Origin of the sequence: Bacillus sp. FSL W8-1202 (assembly GCF_038006165.1) — a bacterium.
Taxonomy (GTDB): Bacteria; Bacillota; Bacilli; order Bacillales; family Bacillaceae; genus Bacillus; species Bacillus subtilis.
The window spans coordinates 3,715,167-3,736,736 of sequence record NZ_JBBOUR010000001.1 but is presented as its reverse complement, the minus strand read 5'-3'; the positions used below and the strand labels follow the sequence as shown (position 1 = coordinate 3,736,736).

Annotated in this window: 24 protein-coding genes and 2 other annotated features; of the genes, 22 read left to right on the top strand and 2 right to left on the bottom strand. The window is 43.7% G+C overall.

All coding sequences use genetic code 11. From position 1 onward, the window contains the following. Positions 1-102: 102 nt before the first annotated feature. Together spoVID and cotN are read left to right on the top strand one after the other, a co-directional pair. Positions 103-1,821, top strand: coding sequence for a spore coat morphogenetic protein SpoVID (gene spoVID, locus NSQ09_RS19815; RefSeq protein WP_341032469.1), 1,719 nt, complete (start codon positions 103-105; stop codon positions 1,819-1,821). Between the two features lie 32 nt (positions 1,822-1,853). Continuing rightward, the gene (cotN, locus tag NSQ09_RS19810; RefSeq protein ID WP_033882934.1) at positions 1,854-2,879 is read left to right on the top strand and encodes a spore coat protein CotN; all 1,026 of its coding nucleotides are present in this window, start codon (positions 1,854-1,856) and stop codon (positions 2,877-2,879) included. An 18-nt stretch (positions 2,880-2,897) separates the two neighbouring features. On the opposite strand, the gene NSQ09_RS19805 is transcribed toward cotN, so the two are convergent. After that, positions 2,898-3,089, bottom strand: a complete 192-nt coding sequence (locus tag NSQ09_RS19805) for a hypothetical protein (protein WP_003222590.1) — start codon at positions 3,087-3,089, stop codon at positions 2,898-2,900. A gap of 165 nt (positions 3,090-3,254) precedes the next feature. Further along, positions 3,255-3,477: a binding site (T-box leader), on the top strand. A 59-nt stretch (positions 3,478-3,536) separates the two neighbouring features. Here NSQ09_RS19805 and valS point away from each other — a divergent pair. The 16 genes from valS (at position 3,537) to rpmA (ending at position 17,961) form a co-directional block, all read left to right on the top strand. Next, positions 3,537-6,179 carry a valine--tRNA ligase gene (gene valS, locus NSQ09_RS19800; RefSeq protein ID WP_257986702.1) on the top strand — a complete coding sequence of 881 codons (2,643 nt, stop codon included), beginning with the start codon at positions 3,537-3,539 and terminating at the stop codon, positions 6,177-6,179. Positions 6,180-6,238: 59 nt separating this feature from the next. Then, on the top strand, positions 6,239-7,531 hold the full coding sequence (locus NSQ09_RS19795) for a bifunctional folylpolyglutamate synthase/dihydrofolate synthase (RefSeq protein WP_003229640.1): 1,293 nt from the start codon (positions 6,239-6,241) through the stop codon (positions 7,529-7,531). Positions 7,532-7,669: 138 nt separating this feature from the next. Continuing rightward, complete coding sequence (locus tag NSQ09_RS19790; RefSeq protein ID WP_026113741.1) at positions 7,670-8,416, top strand: prepilin peptidase; 747 nt, start codon at positions 7,670-7,672, stop codon at positions 8,414-8,416. A gap of 133 nt (positions 8,417-8,549) precedes the next feature. Next, positions 8,550-9,548, top strand: a complete 999-nt coding sequence (spoIIB, locus tag NSQ09_RS19785; protein ID WP_103330181.1) for a stage II sporulation protein SpoIIB — start codon at positions 8,550-8,552, stop codon at positions 9,546-9,548. A gap of 152 nt (positions 9,549-9,700) precedes the next feature. Then, on the top strand, positions 9,701-10,270 hold the full coding sequence (locus NSQ09_RS19780; protein WP_004398496.1) for a Maf family nucleotide pyrophosphatase: 570 nt from the start codon (positions 9,701-9,703) through the stop codon (positions 10,268-10,270). 36 nt (positions 10,271-10,306) lie between these two features. After that, entirely contained in the window at positions 10,307-11,002 is a 696-nt protein-coding gene (radC, locus tag NSQ09_RS19775) for a RadC family protein (RefSeq protein WP_003246034.1), read from the top strand. A 91-nt stretch (positions 11,003-11,093) separates the two neighbouring features. Then, entirely contained in the window at positions 11,094-12,107 is a 1,014-nt protein-coding gene (mreB, locus tag NSQ09_RS19770; protein WP_003229650.1) for a cell shape-determining protein MreB, read from the top strand. A gap of 30 nt (positions 12,108-12,137) precedes the next feature. Next, a complete protein-coding gene (gene mreC / locus NSQ09_RS19765) occupies positions 12,138-13,010 on the top strand; it encodes a rod shape-determining protein MreC (protein ID WP_009967915.1) in 873 nt (290 codons plus the stop codon). Continuing rightward, complete coding sequence (mreD, locus tag NSQ09_RS19760) at positions 13,007-13,525, top strand: rod shape-determining protein MreD (protein WP_004398811.1); 519 nt, start codon at positions 13,007-13,009, stop codon at positions 13,523-13,525. Before mreC ends, mreD begins: the two co-directional genes overlap by 4 nt. A 52-nt stretch (positions 13,526-13,577) precedes the next feature. Then, a complete protein-coding gene (gene minC / locus NSQ09_RS19755; protein ID WP_042975117.1) occupies positions 13,578-14,258 on the top strand; it encodes a septum site-determining protein MinC in 681 nt (226 codons plus the stop codon). A gap of 1 nt (position 14,259) precedes the next feature. Continuing rightward, positions 14,260-15,066: a septum site-determining protein MinD gene (gene minD, locus NSQ09_RS19750; protein ID WP_014664846.1), complete on the top strand. Its 807-nt coding sequence runs from the start codon at positions 14,260-14,262 to the stop codon at positions 15,064-15,066. A 148-nt stretch (positions 15,067-15,214) separates the two neighbouring features. Further along, positions 15,215-16,009: a stage IV sporulation protein SpoIVFA gene (gene spoIVFA, locus NSQ09_RS19745; protein WP_004398684.1), complete on the top strand. Its 795-nt coding sequence runs from the start codon at positions 15,215-15,217 to the stop codon at positions 16,007-16,009. Next, entirely contained in the window at positions 16,002-16,868 is an 867-nt protein-coding gene (gene spoIVFB, locus NSQ09_RS19740; protein WP_014480452.1) for a stage IV sporulation intramembrane metalloprotease SpoIVFB, read from the top strand. The genes spoIVFA and spoIVFB overlap by 8 nt, the downstream gene beginning before the upstream one ends. Before the next feature lie 57 nt (positions 16,869-16,925). Continuing rightward, positions 16,926-17,001, top strand: a sequence feature (ribosomal protein L21 leader region). Between the two features lie 13 nt (positions 17,002-17,014). Beyond that, positions 17,015-17,323, top strand: coding sequence for a 50S ribosomal protein L21 (gene rplU / locus NSQ09_RS19735; protein ID WP_003229668.1), 309 nt, complete (start codon positions 17,015-17,017; stop codon positions 17,321-17,323). A 2-nt stretch (positions 17,324-17,325) separates the two neighbouring features. Continuing rightward, positions 17,326-17,664, top strand: a complete 339-nt coding sequence (locus NSQ09_RS19730) for a ribosomal-processing cysteine protease Prp (protein WP_003229669.1) — start codon at positions 17,326-17,328, stop codon at positions 17,662-17,664. 12 nt (positions 17,665-17,676) lie between these two features. Beyond that, complete coding sequence (gene rpmA, locus NSQ09_RS19725; RefSeq protein WP_003222623.1) at positions 17,677-17,961, top strand: 50S ribosomal protein L27; 285 nt, start codon at positions 17,677-17,679, stop codon at positions 17,959-17,961. Positions 17,962-18,081: 120 nt separating this feature from the next. On the opposite strand, the gene NSQ09_RS19720 is transcribed toward rpmA, so the two are convergent. Next, a complete protein-coding gene (locus tag NSQ09_RS19720; RefSeq protein WP_129093560.1) occupies positions 18,082-18,225 on the bottom strand; it encodes a hypothetical protein in 144 nt (47 codons plus the stop codon). A gap of 55 nt (positions 18,226-18,280) precedes the next feature. Between NSQ09_RS19720 and spo0B the strand changes: the two genes are divergently transcribed. From spo0B to pheA, 4 genes are read left to right on the top strand one after another with little or no spacing between them, the layout of a single operon-like run. Further along, positions 18,281-18,859 (top strand): sporulation initiation phosphotransferase Sop0B, encoded by a 579-nt coding sequence (gene spo0B / locus NSQ09_RS19715; RefSeq protein WP_004399131.1) that lies wholly within the window; start codon positions 18,281-18,283, stop codon positions 18,857-18,859. Positions 18,860-18,892: 33 nt separating this feature from the next. Next, positions 18,893-20,179, top strand: a complete 1,287-nt coding sequence (gene obgE / locus NSQ09_RS19710) for a GTPase ObgE (RefSeq protein ID WP_017696333.1) — start codon at positions 18,893-18,895, stop codon at positions 20,177-20,179. 60 nt (positions 20,180-20,239) lie between these two features. Further along, positions 20,240-20,683: a transcriptional regulator ThrR gene (thrR, locus tag NSQ09_RS19705; RefSeq protein WP_003222630.1), complete on the top strand. Its 444-nt coding sequence runs from the start codon at positions 20,240-20,242 to the stop codon at positions 20,681-20,683. 16 nt (positions 20,684-20,699) lie between these two features. Beyond that, complete coding sequence (gene pheA, locus NSQ09_RS19700; protein ID WP_004398512.1) at positions 20,700-21,557, top strand: prephenate dehydratase; 858 nt, start codon at positions 20,700-20,702, stop codon at positions 21,555-21,557. The last annotated feature ends 13 nt before the right edge of the window (positions 21,558-21,570 follow it).

Below are 21,570 nucleotides of genomic sequence, written 5' to 3'. Positions count from 1 at the left end.
GTGCCGGTTTTTTCGTGCTCTCCCACTCATATTTTCTCCAGTTCATACATACACCTTTAGTGACATCTAATTTTAAGGATTAGATGAAAGGAGGATATGAACTTGCCGCAAAATCATCGATTGCAATTTTCTGTAGAAGAATCGATCTGTTTCCAAAAAGGACAGGAAGTTTCTGAACTGCTTTCTATTTCATTAGATCCTGATATTAGGGTTCAGGAAGTAAATGATTATGTATCAATCATAGGATCGCTTGAACTTACAGGTGAGTACAACATAGATCAAAACAAACATACCGAAGAGATTTATACAGATAAGCGGTTTGTTGAACAAGTCAGAAAGAGAGAGGATGGAAGTGCGGAACTGACTCACTGTTTTCCTGTGGATATTACCATTCCGAAAAATAAAGTGAGCCATTTACAGGATGTCTTCGTCTTTATTGACGCATTTGACTATCAATTGACGGATTCGCGCATTTTAACAATTCAAGCTGATTTAGCGATTGAAGGGCTTTTGGATGATACGCAAGACAAAGAGCCGGAGATACCTTTATATGAAGCTCCTGCGGCATTCAGGGAGGAAGAGCTTTCAGAGCCGCCGGCACATAGTGTAGTAGAAGAACCGGGTGCATCATCGGCAGAGGAAGCAGTTCTTCAGCATGAACCGCCAGCCGAACCGCCAGAACTTTTTATCTCGAAAGCGGGGCTCCGTGAAGAACTGGAGACAGAAAAAGCAGAATCTGAGCCGCCTGAATCGGTTGCTTCAGAACCAGAGGCCAGAGAAGATGTGAAAGAGTCAGAAGAGCTTGCTGTGCCGGAAACGGAGGTTCGTGCTGAATCGGAAACAGAAGAATCTGAGCCAGAACCTGATCCTTCAGAAATAGAGATTCAAGAGATCGTTAAAGCAAAAAAAGAAACGGCAGAGCCGGCAGCTGCAATAGCGGATGTTCGTGAAGAAGCAGACTCTCCAGCGGAGACTGAGCTTCGTGAACACGTTGGAGCAGAAGAATCGCCTGCTTTGGAAGCTGAGCTTCATTCAGAGACTGTGATTGCAGAGGAAAAAGCGGAAACAACAGTGTCTCCTAATCATGAATATGCGCTGCGCCAAGAGGCTCAAAATGAAGAAGCAGCTCAATCGGATCAGGCTGATCCTGCGCTTTGCCAAGAAGAGGCGGAACCGGATGAAGCTTTTGAGAGTGTATCAGAGGCCGCTCTCTCCGTAGAAGATAGCAGAGAAACAGCTTCAGCTGTATATATGGAGAATGACAATGCCGATTTACATTTCCATTTCAATCAAAAAACAAGCTCGGAGGAGGCATCTCAAGAAGAATTGCCTGAACCGGCATACCGTACCTTCCTGCCTGAACAAGAAGAGGAGGATTCTTTTTATTCAGCGCCTAAGCTGCTGGAGGAGGAAGAACAAGAGGAAGAGAGCTTCGAAATTGAAGTGAGAAAAACACCATCAGCTGAAGAGCCTAAGGAAGAAACACCTTTTCAATCCTTCCAGCTGCCTGAATCTTCTGAGACTGAAAGGAAGGAAACGGATGCTGTTCCTAGGGTTGCTCCTGCTGCTGAAACGAAGGAACCTCAAACAAAGGAAAGTGATAATTCTCTTTATTTAACAAAACTCTTTACAAAAGAAGCGGATGAGTTTTCGAGAATGAAAATTTGTATTGTGCAGCAGGAAGATACGATCGAGCGTTTATGCGAACGGTATGAAATTACATCCCAGCAGCTGATCAGGATGAATTCTTTAGCCTTGGATGATGAATTAAAAGCAGGACAGATTCTCTATATTCCTCAATATAAAAATAGCCATGCGTAAACCGTAAGCGATCGGAAAATGTGGTGAATGAAATGGAAGATACCCAATCGGTTCTTCAGGAATACGGACTGACTGCTCAATTTATTGAGCCTGTCAGTCCTCTTGTTTGGAAAGTGTATACAGACTACGGTGTATTTGCCCTGAAAAAATTGAAAGAGGGTCGCGGCAAGCATTTTACAGATCATATGGTGGCGATTGAGGAAAAAGGCTTTCGTTCATTCGTTCCCGTTTACAGAACAAATAGCGGTGAGTTTTTCTCAGCAGGCATACAATACGGAGATACTTACTATTTAATGCCTTGGCTCCAATTTGACCAAGAGGAAGAGCGGGATCAGAAACATGCTTATTTATTTAGAGAAACAGCCCGTCTTCACGAGAGAACCGCGCAGGAACTAAAGGTTAGACGTGATGAGATTGAACGTTATTACGGGCAAACGAAAAAAAAGTGGGAACAAGATAAAATTTTCTATGAGCAGTTTGTGGATAGAGCGGAGAAGGAATGGTACCTTTCTCCTTTTGAACTCCAGGCCATAACCTATTTTTCAGAAACCATTTCGGCGGTGAATTTTGCGCTGGAACGGCTGGAGGACTGGTATGAGTCTGCAAAGGAAAAGGACGTTTCAAGGGTTGTAATGAACCACGGCAGCCTGTCTATACACCATTTTCTGTATAATGATGCCGGGACCGGATATTTTACAAACTTCGAAAGAGCATCTGTCGGTCCGCCGCAAAACGACCTGCTCGGCTTTTATACAAAAATGTTCAGGGGCTTTCCGAAAGCTTGTCCGGAATGCGTCGAATGGTTTTATGGATATACGAAATCATTCCCTTTGCGTGAAGCGGAAGTCAGCCTTTTTCTCAGCTATATGGCATATCCGGCAGCCATGTACAAGGTGCTGAACGGTTATCAAACTGGGAAAAGACAGCATGAAAAAGAGGAATGTACACAATTATTAAAGGCTTATTGGCAAATGAAAAATATAGAGCCGTTTGTGATGAAAATTCATCAGATTGAACAAGAGAAAAAATTTCAGGCTGAAAACGAGTCCACGTCTTAATGGCGCGGACTTGTTTGTTTATATCCATTCTAAATGAAGGGCGCAAGCTAAAAAGATTAGGATTGCGAGCAGTAAAACATCAAAGGTTGTCGGAAAGAAAATGGTTCTGATTCCTTGAAAAATCGTAATGGGAATAATCACTTGTGCGGATACAAGCCGAATTTGCCTTACCCATGGCGGCAGCGAATAAGAGCTGAAACGTTTCTTCACGGTGCATCCTCCTCTACGCATTTACAAGCATCATATGTAAACTTGGGCAATAGGTGCCTGCCCATCTGTATAGATAGCGGTGTTTTTGGAAAAGATGATTGACGAATCAAAAACACTTTTACTATAATAAAGAACATAAATAATGTATACAATGAGCTGATAAATACACCTGCTTAGAACGGGAAGAGTACAAAAAAGGCGCATGCAGAGAGAGAAGCCGTTTGCTGAAAGGCTTCTTATGTTGTCTGATTGGAAGGTCGCCCGGGAGCATAATTTCTTGAAAGAAGAGTAGAGAAATTCGGGAAACACCCGTTATCCGTTATAAGTGCATGAACTGATAGAGTTCATGAAAAAAGGTGGTACCGCGAAAGAGCTTTTCGTCCTTTTACAGGGATGAAGAGCTCTTTTTTCGTTCTCAGCCATTTTTAAACATGCTGGAGGGTTATGATGGAAACGAATGAACAAACAATGCCGACGAAATATGATCCGGCAGCGGTTGAAAAAGACCGATATGATTTTTGGCTAAAAGGCAAATTTTTTGAAGCGGGCAGTGACCAGACAAAAGAGCCATACTCTGTTGTCATCCCGCCGCCAAACGTAACAGGAAGACTTCACCTTGGCCACGCATGGGACACAACGCTGCAAGACATTGTAACAAGAATGAAACGCATGCAGGGCTATGATGTGCTGTGGCTTCCTGGCATGGACCACGCCGGCATCGCGACACAGGCTAAAGTAGAGGCGAAACTTCGTGAAGAAGGCAAATCCCGCTACGATTTAGGCCGTGAAAAATTCCTCGAAGAAACGTGGAAGTGGAAGGAAGAATATGCTGACTTTATTCGCAGCCAGTGGGCGAAATTAGGTCTTGGCCTAGATTATTCCCGTGAACGTTTTACGCTGGATGAAGGCTTGAGCAAAGCGGTAAGGGAAGTATTCGTTAAGCTTTATGAAAAAGGCCTGATCTACAGAGGCGAATATATTATTAACTGGGACCCAGCGACAAAAACAGCCCTATCCGACATTGAGGTGATTTACAAGGATGTTCAAGGCGCATTCTATCATATGAGCTATCCGCTTGCTGACGGTTCAGGCTCAATTGAAATTGCGACGACACGTCCTGAAACAATGCTCGGTGATACAGCTGTTGCCGTTCACCCTGAAGACGAGCGCTATAAACACCTTATCGGAAAAACGGTGATCCTGCCGATTGTCAATCGTGAAATTCCGATTGTCGGTGATGACTATGTTGATATGGAATTTGGTTCAGGTGCCGTGAAAATTACGCCTGCTCATGATCCGAACGACTTCGAGCTTGGCAACCGCCACAATTTAGAACGCATCCTTGTCATGAATGAAGATGGCACGATGAATGAAAATGCGCTCCAATATCAAGGTATGGATCGTTTTGAATGCCGCAAAAAGCTCGTGAAAGATTTACAGGAGGCGGGAGTTCTCTTCAAGATCGAGGATCATATGCACTCTGTCGGCCATAGTGAACGAAGCGGGGCTGTTGTGGAGCCTTATCTTTCTACACAATGGTTTGTGCGCATGCAGCCGCTTGCTGATGCAGCGATTGAGCTGCAAAAGAAAGAAGAAAAGGTCAACTTTGTGCCTGACCGTTTCGAAAAAACGTATTTACACTGGATGGAAAATATCCGCGACTGGTGTATCTCCCGTCAATTGTGGTGGGGCCATCGTATTCCTGCCTGGTATCATAAAGAAACAGGCGAGCTATATGTCGGGCTTGAAGCGCCGGAAGACAGCGAAAATTGGGAACAGGATACAGACGTACTGGATACATGGTTCAGTTCTGCGCTATGGCCTTTCTCCACAATGGGCTGGCCTGATGTAACGGCTGAAGACTTTAAACGCTACTATCCGACAGATGTTCTCGTGACAGGGTACGATATCATTTTCTTCTGGGTATCACGCATGATTTTCCAAGGCATTGAATTTACAGGCGAGCGCCCGTTCAAAGATGTTTTAATCCACGGCTTAATCCGTGACGAGCAAGGCCGGAAAATGAGTAAATCTCTTGGCAACGGTGTCGACCCGATGGATGTGATTGACAAGTACGGAGCCGATTCTCTGCGTTATTTCCTTGCGACTGGAAGCTCTCCTGGCCAGGATCTGCGCTTCAGCTATGAAAAAGTGGAATCGACCTGGAATTTTGCCAATAAAATTTGGAACGCCTCCCGTTTTGCATTAATGAATATGGATGGCATGACGTACGATGAGCTTGATCTGTCAGGCGAAAAGTCAGTCGCTGACAAGTGGATTTTAACGCGATTAAATGAAACGATCGAGCACGTGACCCAGCTTGCTGATCGATATGAATTTGGTGAAGTAGGACGCCATTTATATAACTTTATTTGGGATGATTTCTGTGATTGGTATATTGAAATGGCGAAGCTTCCGCTTTATGGAGAAGACGAAGCGGCTAAGAAAACTACCCGTTCCATCCTTGCTTACGTACTTGATCAAACGATGCGTCTGCTCCATCCGTTTATGCCATTCTTAACGGAGGAAATTTGGCAGCACCTTCCTCACCAAGGGGAATCGATTACAGTAAGTCAATGGCCTGTAGTAGTGCAGGAGCATACCGATACTGAAGCGGCAGCTGACATGAAGCTTCTTGTTGAGCTGATCCGTTCTGTGCGCAATATCCGCAGTGAAGTCAATACGCCAATGAGCAAGCAGGTTGAACTGTACATTAAAACAAGCACAGACGAAATAGCAGCCCGCCTCGAAGCGAACCGTTCATATGTTGAACGCTTTACGAATCCGAGCGTGCTTAAAATTGGCATCGATATTGAGGCTGTTGATAAGGCGATGACGGCCGTTGTCTCAGGAGCAGAGGTTATTCTTCCGCTTGAAGGCTTAATCAATATTGATGAAGAAATTGCCCGTCTGCAAAAAGAATTTGATAAACTGACAAAAGAAGTTGAGCGTGTCCAAAAGAAACTTGGAAATGAAGGATTTATGAAAAAAGCGCCTGCACACGTAATTGATGAAGAACGTGAAAAAGAAAAAGATTATGTGGCGAAGCGTGACGCTGTTCAAAAACGAATGGCTGAGCTGAAGGGTTAATGAAAAGCCGGGGCGGTTTCTAGAGAAACCGCCTTGTCTTATAAAAGAGGGGATTATCATTGTTTACTGCATATCAAGATGCGCGCAGCTGGATTCACGGGAGGCTGAAATTCGGGGTGAAGCCCGGACTTGGCCGAATGAAACAGCTGATGGCGCGGTTAGGACATCCTGAAAAAAAAATCCGAGCGTTCCACGTCGCAGGAACAAACGGTAAAGGATCAACTGTCGCTTTTATCCGTTCTATGCTGCAGGAAGCCGGATATACGGTTGGAACATTTACATCGCCTTATATTATTACGTTTAATGAACGGATCAGCGTAAACGGGATACCGATTTCAGATGAGGAATGGACAGCACTCGTCAATCAAATGAAACCGCACGTTGAAGCCCTTGATCAAACGGAATACGGACAGCCGACAGAATTTGAAATTATGACGGCCTGTGCATTTTTATATTTTGCAGAATTTCATAAGGTCGATTTTGTTATTTTTGAAACAGGTTTGGGCGGTAGATTCGATTCTACTAATGTGGTTGAACCGCTCTTAACTGTGATTACAAGCATCGGACACGATCATATGAACATTTTGGGAAACACCATTGAAGAAATTGCAGGAGAAAAGGCCGGTATTATTAAAGAAGGTATTCCAATCGTTACAGCAGTTACCCAGCCGGAAGCTTTACAGGTCATCCGCCACGAAGCCGAACGGCATGCTGCGCCGTTCCAGTCATTGCATGATGCATGTGTTATTTTCAATGAAGAGGCTCTGCCTGCAGGAGAACAGTTTTCATTCAAAACGGAAGAGAAATGCTATGAAGATATTCGGACATCTCTGATTGGCACCCATCAAAGACAAAATGCTGCTTTGTCCATTTTGGCTGCGGAGTGGCTCAATAAGGAGAATATCGCCCATATCAGTGACGAAGCGTTAAGGAGCGGGCTTGTGAAGGCTGCTTGGCCGGGACGGTTAGAGCTTGTTCAGGAACATCCTCCGGTATATTTAGACGGTGCGCATAACGAAGAAGGTGTTGAAAAGCTGGCGGAAACGATGAAGCAGCGTTTCGCCAATTCACGCATTTCTGTGGTGTTTAGTGCGTTAAAGGACAAACCGTATCAGAACATGATTAAAAGACTGGAAACCATTGCTCATGCGATTCATTTTGCTTCTTTTGATTTCCCGCGTGCTTCTCTTGCAAAAGATCTCTATGATGCAAGTGAAATCAGCAATAAAAGCTGGAGTGAAGATCCAGACGATGTGATCAAATTCATAGAAAGCAAAAAGGGCTCAAATGAAATTGTGCTGATTACCGGATCTCTTTACTTTATTTCTGACATTCGAAAAAGGTTGAAATAAAAGCATCCGGCTCCGGCAGAATCAAAAAAAGATTCTGCCGTTTTTTTATGTGTAAAATTGAATATTCCCAATTGGAGCTCAGGATGTCCATTTTGCTACAATCCATACCAGAACTCAATGAGTAAAGGTGTGTTGTCTATGCTATCCATTCTTTTTATCTTTGGGCTTATCCTTGGTTCTTTTTACTATACGGCCGGGTGCCGTATCCCCTTACATCTATCTATTATTGCGCCTCGTTCATCATGCCCGTTTTGCCGGCGGACATTAACTCCTGCAGAATTAATTCCCATCCTGTCATTCCTATTTCAAAAAGGTAAATGTAAAAGCTGCGGGCATAGGATTTCTTTTATGTATCCCGCAGCAGAGCTTGTGACAGCGTGTTTATTTGCCGCCGCAGGAATACGTTTTGGCACGTCGCTGGAACTGTTTCCCGCTGTGGTGTTTATCTCTCTTCTCATTATTGTTGCAGTGACAGATCTTCATTTTATGCTGATTCCAAATCGAATATTGATTTTCTTTCTTCCCTTTTTGGCGGCCGCGAGATTGATTTCTCCGCTTGATTCCTGGTATGCAGGCCTGTTAGGTGCGGCAGCCGGATTTCTGTTTCTGGCTGTAATTGCCGCAATCACCCATGGGGGGGTAGGGGGAGGAGATATTAAATTATTTGCGGTGATTGGCTTTGTGCTTGGTGTGAAAATGCTGGCAGCTGCCTTTTTCTTTTCTGTTTTGATAGGTGCATTATATGGAGCGGCAGCCGTTCTGACTGGTAGACTCGCTAAAAGGCAGCCGCTTCCCTTCGCCCCCGCTATAGCCGCAGGGAGCATTTTAGCCTATTTATACGGTGACTCTATCATTTCTTTTTATATCAAAATGGCATTGGGCTGACTGCTGAAAAATTTGACGAACGTTTTTTGGACAAGGCGACAAAAGTCTTGTTCTTTTTTTCTTTGCCTGTGCTAAAGTGTGTAGCATGAAAAGCCGACAAGAACGGTCAAGCAAATGAAGGGAGGAAGCGGAATTGAAAAAAAGAAAGAATAAAAAAAACAGTAAAGCCGCAGAAAAAGCCCTCAAGGTGACGATTAATGGAAAAGAAGAGACGGTTTACGAACAAGAGACGCCTGAGACAGAGGCGGATAAAAGCATGACATTTTCAAATTGGGAGGAAAAAAGACAGGCAGAACAAGAGGTTGCGGCATCCCAGGAACATCCTGATGAAGATGAATTCAATTGGGATTCAGAGGAAGACAAGGTGTTTAAAGAGGACCCAAAAGTTGTTCCTCCTTTTCAAAAGAAAAAAACAAAGTCTTATGCAAAAGGAAAGACCGGGACTGCCAAACCAGTAAAAAGAGTGGCTGCGACGATTGCCTTCGCGGCTGTCATTGGCACTGGATTAGGGCTATTCGCGTTAAACATATCGGGGAATAAAGAAGCGTCAGCACCGGCCTCTTTAGAGGATTCTCTAGGCAGCCAAACGGCAAAAGCAGGGGATACTTCAACTGATAAACAAACTTCAGGCACAGAAAAACAAGCGGCGCAAACTGAAGGTACATATAAAACATACGCTGTACAAGCCGGAAAATTTTCAAATGAAAAGGGTGCCGAAACGTTAACAGAACAATTGACCGAAAAAGGATATTCCGCCGTGTCACTGTCAAAGGATGACGGGTATACGTATGTCATCGCGGGCTTAGCCAGTGATAAGGATGTCTCACAGCAGTTAGGACAGGTTTTAATCGACAGTGATTTTGAAGCCTGGGGAGGCAAGGAGCTTTCCTTACCAATAGAGTCAGATATGACAGATTCTTTTAAGGAAACAGCTGAGCTTGCAGCAAAGGCGATTCTCGGCGAAGACATTACAAAAGCGAGTGTAGAGAAAATAGAAAAGTCGCTTAGTGAAACAAAAGCGTCAGAAACAGGAGAGAAAAAAGCGATTTTGCAGGCTTTAAAGGAATTAGAAGACCCAAGTGCTGAAGCCGGATGGAAGGCTCAGCAGGAGCTGTTAGCCGTCGTTAAATAAGAGATAGTGCCCTGAGCCTTCGTCCTTTAGTGACAGGCTTTTTTTATTTTGTCATGAAAAAGTTATTTTTCTGAAATTGTGACAAGCCTCGTGATTTGGTAGGATAAACGAGTATCTTTTTTTCTTAAGCAAACCCTGAAAGGATGACGAACATGACAAAACCGCTAATACTTGCATCCCAATCTCCGCGCAGGAAAGAACTCCTCGATCTTCTCCAGCTGCCCTACTCCATTATTGTCAGTGAAGTAGAAGAAAAATTAAATCGAAACTTTTCACCAGAAGAAAACGTCCAATGGTTGGCAAAACAAAAAGCTAAGGCTGTAGCTGATCTCCACCCGCATGCAATCGTTATCGGTGCTGATACAATGGTATGCCTTGACGGCGAATGCCTTGGCAAACCGCAGGATCAAGAAGAAGCTGCTTCTATGCTGCGGAGGCTTTCAGGCCGAAGTCACTCAGTAATAACCGCGGTCAGCATTCAAGCTGAAAATCACAGCGAGACTTTTTATGATAAGACAGAAGTTGCGTTTTGGTCCCTCAGTGAAGAAGAGATTTGGACATATATTGAAACAAAAGAGCCGATGGATAAAGCAGGTGCATACGGCATCCAAGGAAGAGGCGCGCTTTTTGTAAAGAAAATAGACGGAGATTATTATTCAGTCATGGGCCTTCCTATATCAAAAACAATGAGAGCTCTTCGCCATTTTGATATAAGGGCATGACGGTTCTATAAACGGGAAGGGAAAGAAAAGGAGTGCTTGGTCATACACGATCTGCCATTAAAACTCAAAGATTTCCCAATGAAAGAAAAGCCAAGGGAACGGCTCCTGAAAGTCGGAGCCGAGAACTTAGCGAATCATGAACTTTTGGCTATATTATTGCGGACAGGGACTAAACACGAATCTGTTTTGGACCTGTCAAACCGGCTGCTGCGCTCATTTGACGGGCTGCGCCTGCTCAAGGAAGCATCGGTTGAAGAGCTGTCAAGCATCCCGGGAATCGGTATGGTAAAAGCGATTCAAATACTGGCAGCAGTTGAGCTTGGAAGCCGAATTCATAAATTAGCCAACGAAGAACATTTCGTTATTCGCTCCCCGGAAGACGGCGCTAATCTTGTCATGGAGGATATGCGCTTTTTAACCCAGGAGCATTTTGTCTGTTTATACTTAAATACAAAAAATCAAGTCATCCATAAACGCACCGTATTTATCGGAAGCCTGAATTCATCTATTGTCCACCCGCGAGAGGTGTTTAAAGAAGCGTTTAAACGATCTGCCGCTTCCTTTATCTGTGTTCATAATCATCCTTCTGGAGATCCGACGCCGAGCAGGGAAGATATTGAAGTGACAAGACGGCTGTTTGAATGCGGAAACCTGATTGGCATCGAGCTGCTTGACCATTTGGTGATCGGGGATAAAAAATTTGTGAGTTTAAAGGAAAAAGGATATTTGTAACACTTTTTTTTTCGTCGAATTAAGCTATAATAGAGTTTATGAGTTTTTCCCTTTAGGGTATTTTTGCTTTAAGAAAGGAAGATACATACATATGTTTGGAATTGGTGCTAGAGACCTTGGTATAGATCTTGGAACTGCGAATACGCTTGTTTTTGTAAAAGGAAAAGGAATTGTTGTGAGAGAGCCGTCAGTTGTCGCTTTGCAGACGGATACGAAATCGATTGTCGCTGTCGGAAATGATGCGAAAAATATGATTGGACGGACACCGGGCAACGTGGTGGCTCTTCGCCCGATGAAAGACGGCGTTATCGCTGATTATGAAACAACGGCGACGATGATGAAATATTACATCAATCAGGCCATAAAAAATAAAGGCATGTTTGCCAGAAAACCATATGTAATGGTATGTGTCCCATCAGGCATTACAGCTGTTGAAGAACGCGCTGTTATCGATGCGACAAGACAGGCGGGAGCGCGTGACGCGTATCCGATTGAAGAGCCTTTTGCCGCAGCAATCGGAGCCAATCTGCCAGTTTGGGAACCGACTGGAAGCATGGTTGTTGATATCGGGGGCGGTACGACAGAAGTTGCGATTATTTCCCTCGGAGGCATCGTAACGTCTCAGTCAATCCGTGTAGCCGGTGATGAGATGGATGACGCGATTATCAACTACATCAGAAAAACGTACAATCTGATGATCGGTGACCGTACAGCTGAAGCGATTAAAATGGAAATCGGATCTGCAGAAGCTCCTGAAGAATCCGACAACATGGAAATCCGCGGCCGCGATTTGCTGACAGGTTTGCCGAAAACAATTGAAATTACAGGAAAAGAGATTTCTAACGCTCTACGCGACACTGTATCTACAATTGTCGAAGCAGTGAAGAGCACACTCGAAAAAACACCGCCTGAGCTTGCAGCAGATATCATGGACAGAGGTATAGTGTTAACCGGCGGCGGAGCGCTTTTGCGCAATTTGGACAAAGTCATCAGCGAAGAAACAAAAATGCCGGTCCTTATCGCCGAAGATCCGCTTGATTGTGTAGCGATCGGAACAGGGAAAGCACTGGAGCACATCCATCTTTTCAAAGGGAAAACTAGATAATCGGGAGTTCAATAGAAGAGGTGTAACACGATGCCGAATAAGCGGTTAATGCTATTACTTCTGTGTATTATCATATTGGTGGCTATGATTGGATTTTCGCTGAAGGGCGGCCGCAATACCACCTGGCCTGAGAAAGTGATCGGCGATACGACGGGAGTATTTCAAAATATTTTTCATACGCCTGCCGAATTTTTTGCAGGAATATTTGAGAACATCAATGATTTAAAAAACACATACAAAGAAAACGAGCGTCTAAGAGAAAAACTTGACGGACAGACACAATATGAAGCCAAGCTTCAAGAGCTTGAAGAAGAAAACAAATCCTTGCGTGACGAGCTTGGCCATGTCAAATCGATTAAAGATTACAAGCCGATTTTAGCAACGGTCATCGCCAGAAGCCCTGATAATTGGGCGAAACAGGTCACCATTAACAAGGGGACTCAGCAAAACGTAGCGAAAGATATGGCCGTTACAAACGAAAAAGGCGCATTAATCGGCAAGATCAAAAGCTCCGGACTTAACAATTTTACGTCTGCTGTTCAGCTTTTAAGCGATACTGACCGCAATAACAGAGTCGCGACAAAAATTTCCGGAAAAAAAGGCAGCAAAGGCTACGGCTTGATCGAAGGATATGACAAAGAGAAAAAACGTCTTAAGATGACAATTATTGAGCGTAAGGATAAACAAGACGTGAAAAAAGGCGATCTTATTGAAACATCAGGGACAGGCGGTGTTTTCCCAGAAGGGCTGACAATCGGTGAAGTGACTGATATCGAGTCAGATTCCTATGGATTAACGAAGGTTGCTTATGTAAAACCTGCGGCTGACCTTACAGATTTAAATAATGTGATCGTTGTTAACCGTGACGTGCCGACTGTCGATACAGAGGAGGAAGGATCGTGAAACGTTTCCTTCTCCCTTTCGTTATGATGCTTGTTTTTTCTGCGGAAAGCATTTTTACAGATTTGGTGCATTTTCCTTTCGTTACAGATGACCAAGTGCTCGCCCCGCGTTTTTTGATGCTTGTATTGATATTCATGTCGGCTTTTATCAACCAAAAACACGCGATGATTTACGGATTTATTTTTGGCTTTCTATATGACATGAACTATACAAGTCTATTAGGCGTTTACATGTTTGGTTTTGCAGGGCTATGCTATTTGGCTTCAAAAGCGTTTAAAGTGTTGCATACAAACGCATTTGTAGTGATATTGATAGCAGTTCTGGCTGTCTGTCTGCTCGAATTTTACGTATTCGGCATTCAGTCTTTGATTCATAAAGACATTATGACGTTTAACGGATTTGTGCTTGACCGGTTTATACCGACAATTTTATTAAATATTGCAGCAGCTCTTATTCTTGTTCTGCCATTTAGATTGTTTTTTATGAGTCTAAAGAAAGAATTGAGAGATGAGTAAAAAGGATTTTATCTTTTTTTGACGAAATGAGTATGTTGTTGAGGTGAATATTGTGAAGACCAAAAAGCAGCAATATGTAACAATAAAAGGAACAAAGAATGGACTAACATTGCATCTGGATGATGCGTGTTCTTTTGATGAGCTTCTCGATGGTCTTCAGAATATGCTGTCAATTGAACAATATACCGATGGAAAAGGCCAGAAAATCAGTGTTCATGTTAAGCTGGGAAATCGCCTTTTATATAAGGAGCAAGAGGAACAGCTAACCGAATTGATTGCGTCAAAGAAAGATTTGTTTGTTCATTCTATTGACAGTGAAGTCATTACTAAAAAAGAAGCACAGCAGATTAGAGAGGAAGCCGAAATTATTTCTGTATCAAAAATTGTCCGTTCAGGCCAAGTGCTGCAGGTAAAAGGCGACTTGCTCCTGATCGGTGACGTGAATCCCGGCGGAACAGTCAGGGCCGGAGGGAACATTTTTGTTCTGGGCTCACTGAAAGGAATCGCGCATGCCGGATTTAATGGAAATAATCAAGCGGTCATCGCCGCCTCTGAAATGCTTCCGACACAATTAAGAATCAATCATGTGTTAAATCGCTCCCCAGACCACATTCAAAAAGGGAACGAAATGGAATGTGCTTATTTAGATACAGACGGAAATATGGTCATTGAACGCCTTCAACATTTGGCTCATTTAAGACCTGATCTAACAAGGCTTGAGGGAGGAATGTGAATTGGGTGAGGCTATCGTAATAACTTCGGGAAAAGGCGGAGTAGGTAAGACAACAACATCTGCGAACCTCGGTACCGCCTTAGCCATTTTAGGGAAGCGTGTATGCTTAGTAGATACTGATATAGGACTGCGCAACCTTGATGTTGTAATGGGTCTTGAAAATAGAATTATTTACGATCTGGTAGACGTTGTAGAGGGCAGATGCAAAATGCATCAGGCGCTCGTAAAAGACAAACGTTTCGATGATCTGCTCTATTTAATGCCCGCTGCTCAAACGAGCGATAAGACAGCTGTTGCTCCTGAACAAATTAAAAACATGGTCCAAGAGCTCAAACAGGAATTTGACTATGTCATCATAGACTGTCCTGCCGGAATCGAGCAAGGGTACAAAAATGCCGTTTCCGGAGCTGATAAAGCGATTGTGGTCACTACGCCTGAAATCTCAGCTGTTCGTGATGCTGACCGTATTATAGGGCTGCTGGAGCAAGAAGAAAATGTTGAATCGCCGCGGCTTGTTGTAAACAGAATCAGAAATCACCTGATGAAAAACGGTGACACGATGGATATCGACGAAATCGTACAGCATCTGTCGATCGATTTGCTCGGAATCGTGGCTGATGATGATGAAGTCATCAAAGCTTCCAACCATGGTGAACCGATTGCGATGGACCCGAAAAACCGCGCTTCTATTGCATATCGCAATATTGCCCGCCGCATCTTAGGTGAATCTGTTCCTTTACAGGTGCTTGAAGAGCAAAACAAAGGAATGATGGCTAAGATTAAGTCATTTTTCGGAGTAAGATCTTAATGTGATAGAATCAAAGAGAAGAATCTGACAAAGCATATGCTGTGTCAGGTTTTTTTGTTTTTGCCTGCTTTGTTCTTGACTAAACCGAATATTTGCCATGGACAAGACATATGATGTACAAACCCAACGAATGCAAAGGATGATGGCAATGAGTCACAGAGCAGATGAAATCAGAAAACGATTAGAGAAAAGAAGAAAGCAGCTTTCCGGCTCAAAACGTTTCTCTACTCAGACAGTTTCTGAAAAGCAGAAACCCCCGTCCTGGGTGATGGTAACGGATCAGGAAAAGCATGGAACACTTCCGGTCTACGAAGATAACATGCCAACATTCAACGGAAAACACCCATTGGTGAAAACAGATTCAATTATCCTGAAATGTCTTCTGTCGGCCTGCCTTGTTCTCGTTTCAGCTATAGCCTATAAAACAAACATTGGACCCGTCAGTCAGATTAAACCCGCCGTAGCCAAAACCTTTGAAACTGAATTTCAATTTGCTTCAGCAAGCCATTGGTTCGAAACCAAATTCGGAAATCCGCTTGCTTTCCTGGCTCCTGAACACAAAAATAAGGAACAGCAGATTGAAGTAGGCAAAGATCTGATCGCGCCTGCATCCGGGAAAGTACAGCAGGATTTTCAGGACAATGGGGAAGGAATTAAAGTCGAAACAAGCAGTGATAAGATTGATAGCGTAAAAGAAGGCTATGTGGTTGAAGTCAGCAAAGACAGCCAAACGGGACTGACGGTTAAGGTGCAGCATGCTGACAACACCTATAGTATCTATGGCGAGCTCAAAGATGTGGATGTTGCTTTATATGATTTTGTGGATAAAGGCAAAAAGCTCGGTTCGATTAAGCTTGATGATCATAATAAAGGGGTCTATTATTTTGCCATGAAAGACGGCGATAAATTTATTGATCCGATTCAGGTGATTTCATTTGAATAAATGGCTCGACCTTATCTTAAAGATCCATGTGCATCCTTTTCTTTGGATTATCGCGGCGCTGGGCTTGCTCACAGGCCATATGAAAGCATTATTTTGTCTGCTCCTGATTGTATTGATTCATGAGCTGGGGCATGCTGCTCTGGCTGTGTTTTTTTCTTGGAGAATCAAGCGTGTTTTTTTGCTGCCGTTTGGGGGAACGGTCGAAGTGGAAGAGCACGGGAATCGGCCGTTAAAGGAAGAGTTTGCGGTCATTATTGCCGGCCCTCTTCAGCACATCTGGCTTCAGTTTGCCGCCTGGATGCTTGCAGAAGTCTCAGTGATTCATCAGCATACCTTTGAACTCTTCACCTTTTATAATCTTTCTATCTTATTTGTCAATTTACTGCCGATCTGGCCGCTGGATGGAGGAAAACTGTTATTTTTGTTGTTTTCCAAACAGCTGCCTTTTCAAAAGGCTCACCGGCTTAATCTAAAAACGTCGCTCTGCTTCTGCCTGTTGCTCGGGTGCTGGGTTTTATTCGTGATTCCTCTGCAAATCAGCGCATGGGTTTTGTTTGTCTTTCTGGCTGTTTCCTTGTTTGAGGAATATCGGCAAAGGCACTATATCCATGTGAGATTTCTCCTCGAAAGGTATTACGGAAAAAACAGGGAGCTTGAGAAACTTCTGCCGCTGACAGTAAAGGCGGAGGATAAAGTCTATCATGTGATGGCCGAGTTCAAACGTGGCTGTAAGCATCCGATTATTATAGAAAAATCAGGCCAAAAGCTCAGCCAGCTTGACGAGAATGAAGTGCTGCACGCTTACTTTGCCGATAAGCGGACGAATTCTTCCATGGAGGAACTGCTTCTGCCCTACTAAAACTGATTGACAAACGCCTTGTATTTTGGTATATTTTTTAATGTTATGGATGTAGCACCATTGCTACAACCGCTCAGTACAGGTGTTAAGAGCTTTTACAGCCCCCTGGTATCTGGCGAGTCTTAGTCTAATAGGAGGTGCAGAGAATGTACGCAATCATTAAAACAGGCGGTAAACAAATCAAAGTTGAAGAAGGCCAAACTGTTTACATCGAAAAACTTGCTGCTGAAGCAGGTGAAACAGTTACTTTTGAAGACGTTTTGTTTGTTGGCGGAGACAACGTGAAAGTCGGCAACCCTACAGTTGAAGGCGCAACAGTAACGGCTAAAGTTGAAAAACAAGGCCGCGCGAAAAAAATCACTGTTTTCAGATACAAACCAAAGAAAAACGTTCATAAAAAACAAGGTCATCGTCAGCCTTACACTAAAGTGACGATCGAAAAAATCAACGCGTAAGCATGATTCAGGCAACAATCAGAAGGTCTCATGATAAAGGCATATTGTCTTTTGAAATGACGGGCCATGCGAATTTTGCTGAACATGGACAAGATCTTGTTTGTGCCGGAGTGACAGCCGTTGTGTTTGGAGCCGTTAACGCGGTCATTGTGCTCGCGGGCTTCGAGCCGCTTCTTGATATAGGGGAGGACGGGGGTTATTTTTATTTTGAATTCCCTGAATCTCTTGATCCAGAGGCACGCCAAAAAGCTCAGCTGCTGATTGAAGGCATGATTGTTTCGCTGGAGACAATCGAACGGGATTACAAAGACAACTTGCGTGTGACCACAAACATAATATAGGAGGTGAGCTACATGCTTAGATTAGATCTTCAGTTTTTCGCTTCTAAAAAAGGAGTAGGTTCTACAAAGAACGGACGTGACTCTGAGGCTAAACGTTTAGGTGCTAAACGTGCTGACGGTCAATTCGTAACAGGCGGTTCTATCCTTTACCGTCAACGCGGAACAAAAATTTACCCAGGTGAAAACGTGGGCCGCGGCGGAGATGACACTCTATTTGCGAAAATCGACGGAACTGTTAAATTCGAACGTTTCGGCCGTGACCGCAAAAAAGTGAGCGTATATCCTGTAGCTCAATAATGATTCAAAAAACTCCGGTCGATGATGACTGGAGTTTTTTTTGCAATATGCGGAGTAAACACCTAGAATGAAATGCAGAGTATGTGCGAGCAGACCCCGCCAAGAATGAGAATAAATATCTCAAACCCACTGGATATGTTCCCCAAGCAGTAATACATAAAATGTTCTGCCTGGCTGCAAATCAACCAAAGCCAGAAAAAAGGAACATGATATTTCTGGGAAAACAATTGTTTTTCTAACAAAGCCTTCTCTGTTATAATTCATAATACACACTTATACAGACTCCTAAATAAGAAATTAAATGATTGGGAGTGCGAAAATGAAGGATGTTTCAAAAAATCAAGAAGAAAATATAAGCGACACGGCATTAACAAACGAACTGATTCATCTGCTTGGCCATTCCCGGCATGATTGGATGAATAAGCTGCAGCTGATTAAAGGAAACTTAAGCTTACAGAAGTATGACCGTGTCTTTGAAATGATTGAAGAAATGGTTATAGACGCAAAGCACGAATCAAAGCTCTCAAACCTGAAAACACCGCATTTGGCGTTTGATTTTCTTACGTTTAATTGGAAAACCCATTATATGACGCTTGAATATGAAGTTCTCGGAGAAATTAAGGATTTGTCGGCTTATGATCAAAAGCTGGCGAAACTGATGAGAAAGCTGTTTCATCTGTTTGATCAAGCAGTCAGCAGAGAGAGTGAAAATCATTTAACGGTTTCGCTTCAAACGGATCATCCTGACAGACAGCTGATTCTGTACCTTGATTTTCACGGCGCCTTTGCCGATCCATCTGCTTTTGATGATATTCGGCAGAATGGATATGAGGACGTTGATATCATGCGTTTTGAAATCACGAGTCACGAATGTCTGATTGAGATTGGGTTGGACTAGCGGAGTTTTTAACGGTTTAGAACGGAGGACATTATGTTTGTAGATCAGGTCAAAGTATATGTAAAAGGCGGCGACGGCGGCAACGGTATGGTTGCGTTTCGCCGTGAAAAATATGTGCCGAAAGGCGGCCCTGCCGGCGGTGACGGAGGAAAGGGAGGAGACGTCGTTTTTGAAGTAGATGAAGGTCTCCGCACCCTGATGGATTTTAGATACAAAAAACACTTTAAAGCGATTCGCGGCGAGCATGGCATGTCCAAAAACCAGCACGGGCGAAATGCTGATGATATGGTCATTAAAGTTCCGCCGGGCACCGTTGTGACAGACGATGATACAAAACAGGTCATCGCTGATTTAACAGAGCACGGACAGCGGGCTGTCATTGCAAGAGGCGGAAGAGGAGGAAGAGGGAATAGCCGCTTTGCTACACCGGCTAATCCCGCGCCTCAGCTTTCAGAAAACGGCGAGCCGGGAAAAGAACGCTACATTGTTCTTGAATTAAAAGTGCTTGCAGATGTCGGACTTGTCGGGTTCCCGAGTGTGGGAAAATCTACTTTGCTGTCTGTTGTCTCATCTGCAAAACCGAAAATTGCGGACTATCACTTTACAACGCTTGTCCCAAATCTCGGCATGGTTGAAACGGATGACGGACGCAGCTTTGTCATGGCCGATTTGCCGGGGCTGATTGAAGGCGCACACCAAGGCGTCGGACTTGGCCACCAGTTTTTGCGCCATATTGAACGGACGAGGGTTATTGTTCACGTCATTGACATGTCAGGCTTAGAAGGCCGTGATCCATATGATGATTATCTTACGATTAACCAGGAGCTGAGCGAGTACAATCTGCGTCTCACTGAGCGTCCGCAAATTATCGTTGCAAATAAAATGGACATGCCGCAGGCTGCGGAAAATCTTGAAGCCTTTAAAGAAAAGCTAACGGATGATTATCCGGTATTCCCGGTCAGTGCGGTGACAAGAGAAGGTCTGCGTGAGCTTCTGTTTGAGGTTGCCAATCAGCTTGAGAACACGCCGGAGTTCCCGCTGTATGACGAGGAAGAGCTTACACAAAACCGTGTGATGTACACGATGGAAAATGAAGAAGTGCCATTTAACATTACACGCGATCCAGACGGTGTATTTGTGCTTTCAGGAGACAGCCTTGAGCGGTTATTCAAGATGACTGATTTCTCACGTGATGAATCGGTTAAACGGTTTGCAAGACAGATGCGCGGAATGGGTGTTGATGAAGCACTCAGAGAACGCGGAGCCAAGGATGGAGATATAATCAGGCTTCTGGAATTTGAATTTGAATTTATTGATTAATGAATGTTGGCTGAAAAGAGAGCCTGGTGTCAGGCTCTCTATTTTAAAGGGGGGATGCAAATGAAAGAGGAGACATTTTATCTTGTCCGTGAAGATGTATTGCCCGATGCAATGAGAAAAACATTAGAAGTCAAAAAGCTGCTTGATCGAAAAAAAGCAGATTCAGTAGCAGATGCCGTTCAAAAGGTCGATTTAAGCAGAAGTGCGTTTTATAAATACAGGGATGCTGTTTTTCCATTCTACACCATGGTAAAAGAACAAATTATCACACTTTTCTTTCATTTGGAGGATAGGTCAGGTGCGTTATCTCAGCTTCTTCAGGCGGTAGCTGATTCTGGAAGCAACGTTCTTTCCATTCACCAGACCATTCCGCTTCAAGGCAGAGCAAATGTGACACTGTCTATCAGTACGTCGGCAATGGAAGAAGACATTCATACATTAATGAATAAGCTCAGGAAGTTTGATTTTGTAGAAAAGGTTGAAATATTAGGTTCAGGTGCATAAGGGAGAGAAAATCGTCATGAAAGTCGGTTATTTAGGTCCAGCAGCTACATTTACACATCTAGCAGTCAGTTCTTGTTTTCAAAACGGCGCCGAACATGTTGCTTACCGCACCATTCCGGAGTGTATAGATGCAGCCGTTGCAGGCGAAGTTGATTTTGCTTTTGTTCCTTTGGAAAATGCTTTAGAAGGATCTGTTAATCTAACAATAGACTATTTAATACATGAACAGCCCTTGCCAATCGTGGGTGAAATGACGTTGCCGATTCATCAGCACTTGCTCGTCCATCCCTCTAGAGAGAATGCATGGAAAGAGCTCGACAAAATTTACTCACATTCACACGCGATTGCGCAATGCCATAAATTTCTTCATCGACATTTTCCTTCCGTTCCATATGAATACGCCAATTCTACCGGGGCGGCAGCAAAGTTTGTCAGTGACCATCCCGAGCTGAATATCGGGGTCATTGCCAATGATATGGCAGCTTCTACATACGAATTAAAAATCGTGAAACGGGATATACAGGATTATAGGGACAATCATACAAGATTTGTTATCCTGTCTCCTGATGAAAACATATCTTTTGAAGTGAATTCAAAATTGAGTTCTAGGCCCAAAACGACCTTAATGGTCATGCTGCCGCAGGATGATCAGTCCGGGGCGCTGCATAGAGTGCTGTCTGCATTTTCTTGGAGAAATTTAAACTTGTCAAAAATTGAGTCACGTCCGACTAAAACCGGATTAGGCCATTATTTCTTTATTATTGATATTGAGAAAGCGTTTGATGATGTATTGATTCCAGGAGCCATGCAGGAGCTTGAAGCGCTCGGCTGCAAAGTGAGGCTTCTGGGTGCATACCAGTCTTACCAATTATAAAAAAAGCCCACTA